9 protein-coding genes, 1 tRNA gene and 2 rRNA genes are annotated in these 10650 nt (G+C 44.5%); 7 read left to right on the top strand and 5 right to left on the bottom strand.

Annotation, left to right across the window (positions count from 1 at the left end):
* The 4 genes from L4D74_RS23605 to L4D74_RS23590 all read left to right on the top strand — a co-directional run.
* A 23S ribosomal RNA gene (locus tag L4D74_RS23605) occupies positions 1-281 on the top strand; the annotation flags it as partial.
* A gap of 131 nt (positions 282-412) precedes the next feature.
* A 5S ribosomal RNA gene (rrf, locus tag L4D74_RS23600) occupies positions 413-528 on the top strand.
* A 58-nt stretch (positions 529-586) separates the two neighbouring features.
* Positions 587-677, top strand: a tRNA-Ser gene (locus tag L4D74_RS23595).
* A 177-nt stretch (positions 678-854) separates the two neighbouring features.
* Positions 855-1850, top strand: a complete 996-nt coding sequence (locus L4D74_RS23590; RefSeq protein ID WP_428754858.1) for a phosphotransferase — start codon at positions 855-857, stop codon at positions 1848-1850.
* Between the two features lie 76 nt (positions 1851-1926).
* Here L4D74_RS23590 and L4D74_RS23585 read toward each other — a convergent pair whose 3' ends face one another.
* Genes L4D74_RS23585 through hemC form a run of 4 tightly spaced genes read right to left on the bottom strand, consistent with a single transcriptional unit; the run spans position 1927 to position 5979 of the window.
* On the bottom strand, positions 1927-3105 hold the full coding sequence (locus L4D74_RS23585; protein WP_428754857.1) for a heme biosynthesis protein HemY: 1179 nt from the start codon (positions 3103-3105) through the stop codon (positions 1927-1929).
* A complete protein-coding gene (locus L4D74_RS23580) occupies positions 3105-4292 on the bottom strand; it encodes a uroporphyrinogen-III C-methyltransferase (RefSeq protein WP_428754856.1) in 1188 nt (395 codons plus the stop codon). Before L4D74_RS23580 ends, L4D74_RS23585 begins: the two co-directional genes overlap by 1 nt.
* The gene (locus L4D74_RS23575; RefSeq protein ID WP_428754855.1) at positions 4276-5034 is read right to left on the bottom strand and encodes a uroporphyrinogen-III synthase; all 759 of its coding nucleotides are present in this window, start codon (positions 5032-5034) and stop codon (positions 4276-4278) included. Before L4D74_RS23575 ends, L4D74_RS23580 begins: the two co-directional genes overlap by 17 nt.
* 6 nt (positions 5035-5040) lie before the next feature.
* Positions 5041-5979: a hydroxymethylbilane synthase gene (gene hemC, locus L4D74_RS23570; RefSeq protein WP_428754854.1), complete on the bottom strand. Its 939-nt coding sequence runs from the start codon at positions 5977-5979 to the stop codon at positions 5041-5043.
* 343 nt (positions 5980-6322) lie between these two features.
* Between hemC and L4D74_RS23565 the strand changes: the two genes are divergently transcribed.
* Positions 6323-8854 carry a class I adenylate cyclase gene (locus L4D74_RS23565; RefSeq protein WP_428754853.1) on the top strand — a complete coding sequence of 844 codons (2532 nt, stop codon included), beginning with the start codon at positions 6323-6325 and terminating at the stop codon, positions 8852-8854.
* On the opposite strand, the gene cyaY is transcribed toward L4D74_RS23565, so the two are convergent.
* Complete coding sequence (gene cyaY / locus L4D74_RS23560; RefSeq protein WP_428754852.1) at positions 8851-9165, bottom strand: iron donor protein CyaY; 315 nt, start codon at positions 9163-9165, stop codon at positions 8851-8853. The genes L4D74_RS23565 and cyaY overlap by 4 nt on opposite strands.
* A gap of 74 nt (positions 9166-9239) precedes the next feature.
* Here cyaY and lptM point away from each other — a divergent pair, with 74 nt between their 5' ends.
* Together lptM and lysA are read left to right on the top strand one after the other, a co-directional pair.
* Positions 9240-9359: an LPS translocon maturation chaperone LptM gene (lptM, locus tag L4D74_RS23555; protein ID WP_428754851.1), complete on the top strand. Its 120-nt coding sequence runs from the start codon at positions 9240-9242 to the stop codon at positions 9357-9359.
* A 30-nt stretch (positions 9360-9389) separates the two neighbouring features.
* A complete protein-coding gene (lysA, locus tag L4D74_RS23550; RefSeq protein ID WP_428754850.1) occupies positions 9390-10643 on the top strand; it encodes a diaminopimelate decarboxylase in 1254 nt (417 codons plus the stop codon).
* The last annotated feature ends 7 nt before the right edge of the window (positions 10644-10650 follow it).

Genomic DNA, 10650 nt, shown 5'->3' with positions numbered 1-10650 from the left:
GGCGTTGGAAGATTGAAGGGGGCTGCTCCTAGTACGAGAGGACCGGAGTGGACGAACCTCTGGTGTTCGGGTTGTCATGCCAATGGCATTGCCCGGTAGCTAAGTTCGGAATCGATAACCGCTGAAAGCATCTAAGCGGGAAGCGAGCCCTGAGATGAGTCTTCCCTGGCACTTTAAGTGTCCTAAAGGGTTGTTCAAGACTAGAACGTTGATAGGCAGGGTGTGTAAGTGCTGTGAGGCATTGAGCTAACCTGTACTAATTGCCCGTGAGGCTTAACCATACAACACCCAAAGGGTTTTGATTGGACTCAAAGCAAGAACAGATTGAATGTGTATTAAGAACTTTTATTAGCTTTCCAGATTAATTTTGCCTTCAGTTTTTAGTAAAAGCTGAAAGTAAAAGAAGAATTTGCTTGGCGACCATAGCGTTGCGGACCCACCTGATCCCATGCCGAACTCAGAAGTGAAACGCAGTAGCGCCGATGGTAGTGTGGGGTTTCCCCATGTGAGAGTAGGACATCGCCAGGCTTTGAACAAATATCTACTAAAGCATACAAATTAAGACTTTATTTAGATAACAATTTGCGGAGGGATGGCTGAGTGGTCGAAAGCACCGGTCTTGAAAACCGGCAAGGGTTAATAGCCCTTCTAGGGTTCAAATCCCTATCCCTCCGCCACTATTAAAAAAGCCCGCTGATTTTCAGCGGGCTTTTTGCTATCTAAAATATACCTCGCAAGCATTATCTATCTTCACTCGAGACTTCGTACAAAAAGACTTCTTCGATATCGGATCTACTGCAATTACAATAAGCACTTAATAGTAAATCTTGTAATTGAGGCTAGGTGATAAATGTATGGATGTTGATGCTGTATGGTTAAACCGAAAAATATCTTCTTTGCTGAAGCCTGGCTACGCTATTGATTCAGTACAACCAATCCAACAGTTATGGGGCGGTTATGGTGGGTTATTACGAGTAGGGACCAAGAATGGTCACCATTCCAACCGCATTATTGTTAAGCATATTCAACTACCAGAGCTTGCACCGCTTACGCATCCTAGAGGGTGGAATACGTTACGATCACATCAACGTAAACGACAGTCCTACCAAGTAGAATTTCATTGGTATACCCATTACGGTGAAAGAATGCCGACTGGCTGGATTCCTAAATGCTTAGGGAGCTCAGAGGCTGAGAGGCATTATTTTTTGCTTTTACAAGATCTTCATCAGATTGGAAGAGACCGAGTTGTCACTAAACCGACTCAGCTAGAGATTTTCACGGTATTACACTGGCTTGCAGAGTTTCATGCATTTTGGTTAGGGGAAAGTCCGCAGGGGTTGTGGGAGCAAGGTTCTTATTGGCATTTAGAGACTAGACCGGATGAACTTGCTGCAATGGCGGATAAACGCTATCAGCGCGCAGCGACTATTTTAGATAAACTCATGCAAACCTGTCCTTATCAAACCTTAATTCACGGTGATGCCAAGCTCGCCAATTTCTGTTTTGATGACTCTGGAGAGTTGGTGTCTGCTGTGGATTTTCAGTATGTGGGTGCTGGCGTCGGCGTTAAAGACCTCGTTCTATTTCTAACAAGCGTGGTTGATTTTGAAGATGAAAACCTGTCACTTACGCCTTACTTATCTTGCTATTTTCATGCCTTAAAAGCGGCTTTGAAACATCATAGGCCAGAAGTTGATGCTGCCCTGGTATGCGATGCTTGGAATGAACTTTTTGACGTAGCGTGGGCTGACTTTCAACGCTTTTTACTAGGCTGGTGTCCGACTCATTGGAAAGTGAACGATTTTACCATCACATTGACAAATCGAGCGTTAGAGCGGCATGGCTTGTGATTTAGGTTATGGCTTGTGATTTAGCTTGGAGATCAAAAATGCCTCCCTTTAGGAGGCATTGTATTGGTAACTAGTTTTATTTTTCAATTAGCGTTAACGCTTTACGAGAAACTTCTCCAGCCGCTTTTGTCATGTTTTGTTTTTCTAGTGTGTCTGCTAGATACGCATAATCAGAGACATCCGGGCGAAGTGAAAGCGCTTGTTCTAAGTGGCGTTGAGAATCGGCCCATTTTTCTTCACGGAAATAGAACTGAGCAAGCGCACTATGTGCATTGGCACTATTAGGGTTCTTTTTCAGAGTGTCCTCTAGCAACATAATGACCGGGTGAGAGTCTGGTAGATTAAGCTCTGGTAGCAGGGTATAAAGTTCATCATGAGACTGTTTCTTTAACGCTTCTTTGATGACAGTAAAAGCTTCGGTATCTGATTTTCTCGCGATGAGTTGCTTGGTAAAGCAGCCTACAAGATGCGCACTTTGACGTGTCTTTCTTGGTAGCTTATCCCAATGAGCAATCAACCCTTCACTTCCTTGCTGGGAAGCAACATCTTCTAGAAGACCACACTGAGAGCGCTCTTCTAGTGCACCGAGTTCAGACTCGTCGATCATTTTCGCTTTTTTAAGTTTAGGCAATAAATCAAGCAGAGCTTGCCATTCTTCTAAGGCGCGGTACGTCGTTTTAAGCAAGCTTAGTACGATGGTATTGTGCGGATACTGCTGTTTTAAAGATTCCAATACTGGCAATGCTAGCTCGTATTCCTCTTCACGAACGGCCTGTTTTGCTTTGGTAAGGTCAACAGCAAGCTGAGAGTCTTGTTGCTTGGCTGCTAAGGCTAAGTAATGGTCTCGCTTAGCCTTGTCACCTTGACCAAGCGCTGCCTCTGAGGCGACGAGGTAGCACAAAAGCGGCATATCATGATGATTTGCCCAGCGAGTCACTTTTTTTTCTGCTACTTTCCAGTTCCCTTCAAGCAGCTTAATAATGCCCTCGTTAGTGTAGCGGCGAGATCGGCGCATTTTTCTTACACTGAAGTAATTGAAGGTAGAAACACTGGTGTAGAAAATTTTCTTTACGATGTATTCCAGTAGAAAAAGAGCAGCTAGCGTTGCAATGACAAAAATGACCAGTGTGGTAACGCTCATCTCAATGGTCTGATTCGCTATCGATATTAAGACATAGCCCTGTTGACCGGAAAACTGCGTACCAGCAAATAGCCCCGCGCCTAAAACGGCGAAAAGAAATAGAATTCGAATCATTATTTCTCCTCCGTAATGATTGTGGTGACCTCACGACGTAGGCGATCTGTGATGACGTCAGAAAGTTGAGCTTGGGTTTCTAGCTTAACTGGGTAGTCGACTTGAATGTTTTGGGTGCTTAGTTTGCTAAGGGTGGCATCAAATTCTTTTACGGCATTATTGTCTTGGTCAAAGAAAGATGTCGACCACTGCTCAGCCGCTTGTAATGATAGTTTATAGATCTCACCTTGCTCTTGATAAATGGCGCGAATCGCCGTTTCAATTTTAGATTTAATATTCTCTCTAAGATAAAAGTGTTGAGATGGAGAGAGCAAAGGAATGACGTTGCCGTCACGAGAACGGAAGGTGATGAAGTTCTCAGAGAAGTCTTTTAGTGAGGTCATCAAGTTATCTTGCCAGTCGTAAATATCGCCTGAAACTTGCTGTTTCTGTACGTCTGGAGCTTCAGGCAGTATTGCATTGGCAAGAGGAAGGCTATCAACCTGTTGCTGTAAAGAAGTCAGTCGGAGTACTAGCCCATCACGATCGATGAGAGGAACCATTCTAAGTTTGGTAATATCGTTGGCCATTGATTGTCTTAAGGCGACTAGACTTGGGTCATTAAGCGCAGCAATACGTTGATCGGCAGACTCCATAAGACGAGTTGCGCTCACCACATCGTGCTCTAAAAACAGTTTACGTCCAGCGAGCTTAACCAAATAGTCGGCTTCAGCGAGTAGCCAATCATTAGGACGGCGTCCTTTTACGTCCGCAACGGCTAACTGCAGGCTTTGAATACTTTTCTGCTGTTGGGCTAAGATCACTTCGGCTTTATGAGTGACTGTCTTAGCTTGCTCAAGCGTCTGTGTTTTGACTTGTTCCATATCGCTTGAAACATTAGTTTGAGTCGCTTTAAGTTGTGACTCTAGCTCGGCGATACGTTTTTCATAATTACTTGTTTGTTGTTGAATTTGATAACTGAGCCCACCACCAAAAATGACAGCAAGTACGATAGCGGCAGTTCCCAGTTTTACTCCTCGCTTACCTTGTTTTTCTTCAAACTCAGGCTCTTTCGATGAGGGTGGCGTCGGTGGTGTTGCGATGGCGGGTTCGACTTGAGATTCTATTGTTGAATTCTCAGGGGCTAGTGCCTTGACGTCTTGTTGATCGTTTGACGGAGATTGCTCGTCTTTATTCTTGTTCGTCATGCTTAAGTCCTGTATCTAAGCGCTGGAGAGCAGCAAGTATTGTTGGGTTTGATGCACCTTTTGTCGTTATTACGTTGCGAAATTCGTGCATCGTTGCAAACTTGGCGATTCGTTCACTAGGAACTAATAGCGTTAATTGGGTCAGCCAAGCGTATGCTGGCTCTGGTGTTTGCGCGATCAAATAATCGAGTTGTTCACCACTTGTTACGATGATATTTTCAAGTGACAGTGATTGCCATTCATCCACGTTATTGGAAGAGATAGGAATAAATTGGCGTTGATAGACTTCAAGGTAGAGTACGTTGGCGCCTCTTTGAGTCAGTTGTTGATGAATCAGCTCACGTCCGCCATTCCCTCGAAGAATGACGATGGTTTTTCCTGAAACATCCTTTAATTCAGGCAGATTCAGCAGGTGTTCGCTATCACTTGTTGTCGGGTAGTGTACGTTTTGTTTACAAGTATTGCTTAATTCATGTGCGGTTTTTTGACCAACCCCAAGATAAATTCGGTTTACTGGCCACGTAGCACCGGATTCTAATAGGATGTGATGGGCATTGATGACAGCATGTTGGCTGACGGCGATAATAATGTCTGCATCTTGGAGCTGACGGCTAAAATTGCCATTAGGTTTACAAGGTATGATGTCAATAAGAGGGTGATGGAGGGCGGTGCCCCCCATGTTTTTAATGAGTTCGCATAGTTCAACCCCTTGTGCGCCAGGGCGTGTTACTAGCACTTTCATCCGTGATTACTCGTGGTCTTGGTAGAGTTTTTCTAGAATGTCTTTAGCTCCTTGGTCTAACAGCTGATTTGCAAGCTGGATACCAAGTGCTTCTGCATCTGAGCGTTTACCATGAATCTCTCCACGCACAATTAAAGAACCGTCAGGTTCACCGACTAAAGCTCGCAGCCAGATGTCATCACCATCAAGTAGTGAGTAGCTGCCGATAGGAACTTGGCATCCCCCCTCTAACGTCAGATTCATTGCTCGCTCACAAAGAACGCGATCTGCGGTTTCTTTGTGGTTTAGAGGTTGCAGGAGTTCGATTAACCTTTGATCGTCGAGACGACATTCAATACCAACCGCTCCTTGACCCACAGCCGGTAATGATACCTCTGGTTCAATGAAGCTACGAATTCTTGATTCAAGCTTGAGGCGCTTTAGGCCTGCAGCTGCGAGGACAATCGCGTCATAGTCGCCATTGTCGAGTTTGCCTAAACGAGTACCGACATTACCACGTAGCTCTTTGATTTCGATATCAGGACGACGTTCTTTAATTTGGCACTGACGACGAAGACTGCAAGTACCGACAACTGCGCCTTTTGGCAGTGAATCCAGATCTTGATATGTATTGGATACAAACGCGTCGCGAGGGTCTTCTCGTTCACAAATGGTGACTAGACCAAGTCCTTCAGGAAAGTCGACTGGAACGTCTTTCATGGAGTGCACGGCGAGGTCTGCACGGCCCTCAAGCATTGCTACTTCAAGCTCTTTCACGAATAAGCCTTTGCCGCCGACTTTTGCCAATGGAGTATCAAGAATAATATCGCCTTTCGTGACCATGGTGACGAGCTCGACTTCAAGACCTGGGTGAGCGGCGATGAGGGCATCTTTTACATAGTGGGCTTGCCATAAGGCTAGGGGGCTTTTTCGGGTAGCAATTCGAATAGGTGTCGCTTGAGTCATGTTGTTCTCGTTAGCATTTCATCTTGGTAATGGGATTAATCCTATCACTGTCTCTATTAAATGATTAGTGATTTCCCTGCTCGCAAATTAGGGTCTTGTGTCTAACATCACAAAGATTACTAATAGTGTGAGATTAATCGCATTTGACGCAGCGACTACTGTTAGAATTGTTGGTGGTCGGCCCAGTGTCATCACTCGTTGTAATCAGGGCTTAATGCTGGTGCTATCTAGCTGAGTATTGCTTTACCAGTCATGATAAAAGTGTTACATTGATCACGTTTTGAGGCGGTAATTGTTTAAGATCCACGCGAATCAGCAGTTGGGTCCAACCTAGGAATAACCTTTGCAGGCTTACACTGATACTCTTATCCAAAGGCTAGATAACCTTAATCAGCAGCGTATTGAGCGCGCGCTGGCGCTTATGGATCTGCAAGGGCAGCGTGTATTCCAGCTTATCCCGGCCTTATTCCATTTTAATCATCCAATTATTCCTGGCTATTTCGAAGGTTCTACTCCTAGTGGGCTTTATGGCTTTGAATCTAATTCTCTTCAGCAGCAATTCATTGATGATATTCAGCTAGCGCTGGGTCAGCCTCTTCCCCCACCAGAGCAGACGGACATCCTTGGTCTTTATACCATGGGTAGTACATCGTCTATTGGTCAAAGTACATCAAGCGACCTTGATATTTGGGTGTGTATTTCCCCTGACATGCCGACGGATGCACGAGAAAAACTCAGTAATAAGTGCTTATTGATCACGGATTGGGCGCAAGGTCTAGGCGTTGAAGCGAACTTCTTTTTGATGGATGAAGAGCGTTTTCGTAGTAATGTTTCAGAAGAGATGACCGGAGATAATTGTGGTTCGTCTCAGCATCTTCTCTTACTCGATGAATTTTACCGTTCTGCTGTTCGATTGGGCGGACAACGTTTGTTGTGGCAAATCGTCCCACCAGAAATGGAAGAGTGCTACGATGAGTATGTCACACAGCTTTGTGACGGCGGCTACATCAACTGCGATGAGTGGATTGATTTTGGTAGATTGAATCGAATTCCTGCGGAAGAGTACTTTGGTTCCAGCCTATGGCAGCTTTATAAGAGTATCGACTCTCCATATAAATCCGTTTTAAAAGCGATTCTTCTTGAAGCATATTCATGGGAATACCCGCATACTCAGCTATTGAGTATTGATACTAAACGTCGATTTTTTGCCCATGAGCCAGACTTATATGGGATGGATGCGTATTATTTAATGCTGGAAAAAGTCACGCGTTACTTAGTTCGAATTGGTGACCATACTCGTCTTGATCTTGTTCGGCGTTGTTTCTACCTCAAAACCCATGAAAAACTGTCTAGAGAACCGGGTGTAGGTTCTGTTCCTTGGCGTCGTGAAGCGCTGGGTTTAATGACGGCTGAGTGGCAATGGCCGCAATCGGTATTAGAAGAGCTTGATAACCGACGTAATTGGAAAGTAGAGCAAGTCATGGTCGTGCATAACGCTTTGCTTGATGCGTTGATGCTGAGCTACCGAAACTTAATCCAGTTTGCTCGTCGCAACGACATTACCTCTGCAATTAGCCCTCAAGATATCAGTATATTGGCTCGTAAGCTGTATGCCGCGTTTGAAGTGCTTCCTGGTAAAGTCACCTTATTGAATCCTCAGATTTCACCTGATTTGCACGAGCCAGATCTCAGCTTCATTGAAGTGAAAGAAGGAAAGAATTATCAATCGGGATGGTATTTGTATAAACAGCCTTTAATTGCTCATCGCTTATTAGGGCAACCTGCACTTCAGCACAATGAATATTTGAGTAAATTGGTATCATGGGCCTTCTTTAATGGCCTTATTACGGAATCAACACACCTGAATTCAGTGGTTCGTGATGCGCACATCGATATTGATAAATTTTATCAAATGGTGAGTGATCTGCGAAACACCTTCTCGCTTAGAAAGCGTCGTCCAAGTATGCAAGCTCTGGCGAGTCCATGTGAAGTTAGTCAGCTAGCGATGTTCATCAATTTTGAAAGCGATCCAACAAGTACGTTATCGGGGAAATCATCGAAAGTTGACTTAAAAAGTGTCGATATTTTTAGTTTTGGTGAAGAGGGACAAAGCCTAGTGGGATCGGTAGATCTCGTGTACCGAAATTCATGGCATGAAGTTCGAACGCTACACTTTAAGGGCGATACGGCGATGTTGGATGCGCTAAAAACGATTTTGGGCAAAATGCACCAAGATGCGCTACCTCCAGAGTCTGTGGATGTCTTTTGTTATAGTAAGAACTTACGTGGTGTATTGCGAAATACTATTTATCAGCTGTTAGCTGAGTGTATTGAAATGCGCTTAAAGCCCGTTGACCAAGAGAAGCGTCGTCGCTTTAAAGCCATTAAATTGGCAAACCAAATGTATGGGTTGTTTTTTGAACGTCGCGGTGTCTCGGTTCAAAAACTTGAAAACTCTGTCGACTTTTACCGTAGTATTTCAACGAATAAGCTACAAGGCTCACCGTTGCTAATGCTCGACCGAGAAGACGAATTCCAATTGCCTCAAGCGGTAGATGGCTTTGCGAGTGAGGGGTTAATTCAGTTCTTCTTTGAAAATACTGATAATGGCTTCAATATTTTTGTTTTGGATGAAACGAATCAGGTTGAGGTATATCATCAAATGCGTGGTAGCAAAGATGAGATGATCGCCAGTGTGAATAGCTTTTATACCTCTAACGTCAATCAAAATGACGGAATGGCGAATAAGCTCATTAACTTCAACTTGCCGCAGTATTACCAGATTATTCATCCAGAAGAAGGGGAAGCGTATGTCATCCCTTATAGAAATGACGCTTCACCCAATTCAAGAACATCAAAGGCTGTAAACCTCTAAGCCCATTCTATATCTTCATCTGCGTGCTTTTCGCATTCAGATTTAACCATCTTCATGAGTTCTTCGCCTGAGCGAGAGCAGATCCAGCTGCTCTCTACCCATTTAAAGTGAAAGCCACCCGATTTAGACGCGAGCCAGATTTCATGCATTGGCTCTTGGCGATTGATGATGATCTGACTGCGGTTTTCAAATTCCAGAGTCATTACGTTGCCAGAGACCTCATAATCAATGTCTGCGCCTGAATCATCGATAGCTTCCTCAATGATTTGCATTTGAGCATCGACGAGTTGATGAAATTCCGTGTCGTTCATTTTGTTATCCTATTGCTTTTCTATTTCGTGGTGCGATTATAGGGGGCATTGAATTAATAATCACGATATGCAAAATGAAAAAGACGATCACGGCAATATTTATGCTCGTGGCAGTAATGTTAGCTGGCTGTGGGCAAACGGGCCCACTGTATATGCCTGCTGATGAAGCCCCGGCAACAGAGCAGACACAATAGTCATCGCCATATTTTAAAGGAATACTCGATTTGGATTACTTCAACTATCAGGACGATGGCCAGCTATGGGCTGAAAATACGTCACTAACACAACTTGCTGAGCAATATGGCACACCTTTGTACGTTTACTCTCGAGCGACACTTGAGCGCCATTGGAATGCGTTTGATAAATCGGTTGGTGAACACCCGCATTTGGTTTGCTACGCGGTAAAAGCTAACTCTAATTTAGGCGTACTGAATACATTGGCGCGACTTGGCTCTGGATTTGACATCGTTTCTGGCGGAGAGCTAGAACGTGTTGTTGCCGCTGGAGGAGATCCAGCTAAAGTGGTTTTTTCTGGAGTGGGTAAAACAGCTCAAGAAATGCGTCGAGCTTTAGAGCTAGGTATTAAGTGCTTTAACGTAGAATCAGAGCCAGAATTGGAGCGTCTAAATCAGGTAGCAAGTGAACTTGATGTTATAGCGCCTATCTCTCTTCGAATTAATCCTGATGTTGATGCTCATACTCATCCTTATATTTCCACGGGATTACGTGATAATAAGTTTGGTATCGCTTTTGACCGTGCTCCAGATGTGTATAAATTTGCCCAGAGCTTACCGCATTTGTCGGTGCAGGGTATTGATTGCCACATAGGCTCTCAGTTGACGGACATAGAGCCTTTTATTGATGCTACTGATAGGCTATTGGCACTTATCGACCAACTGCGCGACGCTGGCGTTAATATTCGCCATCTCGATGTTGGTGGTGGACTGGGTGTTGTCTATCGTGATGAGCTGCCGCCGCAACCATCGGATTATGCAAAAGCATTGTTAGCGAGACTAGAAAATCACCCTGAATTAGAGCTCATCTTTGAGCCCGGTCGTGCTATCGCCGCCAATGCAGGGGTGTTATTGACTAAAGTTGAGTTTTTAAAGCATACCGAACATAAGAATTTTGCCATTGTAGACGCGGCAATGAATGATTTAATGCGTCCTGCTCTTTATCAAGCTTGGCAAGACATCATTCCGGTTATCCCTCGTCAGGGTGAGGCGGTGAGCTATGATTTGGTCGGTCCAATTTGTGAAACCGGTGACTTTATCGGTAAAGATCGCGCATTGGTATTGGAGCAAAATGATTTGTTAGCGGTACGCTCTGCTGGTGCTTACGGTTTTGTGATGTCATCGAATTATAATACACGACCTCGAGTCGCTGAGGTAATGGTAGACGGCAACCAGTCTCATCTCGTGCGTCAGCGTGAAACACTGGCGAGTCTGTGGGAACTTGAGAGTATCTTACCGGAGTAAAGAAACA

The sequence above is a fragment of the Vibrio cionasavignyae genome (assembly GCF_050337155.1).
Lineage (GTDB): Bacteria > Pseudomonadota > Gammaproteobacteria > Enterobacterales > Vibrionaceae > Vibrio > Vibrio nomapromontoriensis.
The sequence above is the reverse complement of the archived record's forward strand: the minus strand, read 5'-3'. Positions and strand labels throughout refer to the sequence as shown.

Coding starts and splice junctions, on each gene's coding strand:
- L4D74_RS23590 (WP_428754858.1), top strand. CDS start 855: ATGGATGTTGATGCTGTATGGTTAAACCGAAAAATATCTTCTTTGCTG.
- L4D74_RS23585 (WP_428754857.1), bottom strand. CDS start 3,105: ATGATTCGAATTCTATTTCTTTTCGCCGTTTTAGGCGCGGGGCTATTT.
- L4D74_RS23580 (WP_428754856.1), bottom strand. CDS start 4,292: ATGACGAACAAGAATAAAGACGAGCAATCTCCGTCAAACGATCAACAA.
- L4D74_RS23575 (WP_428754855.1), bottom strand. CDS start 5,034: ATGAAAGTGCTAGTAACACGCCCTGGCGCACAAGGGGTTGAACTATGC.
- hemC (WP_428754854.1), bottom strand. CDS start 5,979: ATGACTCAAGCGACACCTATTCGAATTGCTACCCGAAAAAGCCCCCTA.
- cyaY (WP_428754852.1), bottom strand. CDS start 9,165: ATGAACGACACGGAATTTCATCAACTCGTCGATGCTCAAATGCAAATC.
- lptM (WP_428754851.1), top strand. CDS start 9,240: ATGAAAAAGACGATCACGGCAATATTTATGCTCGTGGCAGTAATGTTA.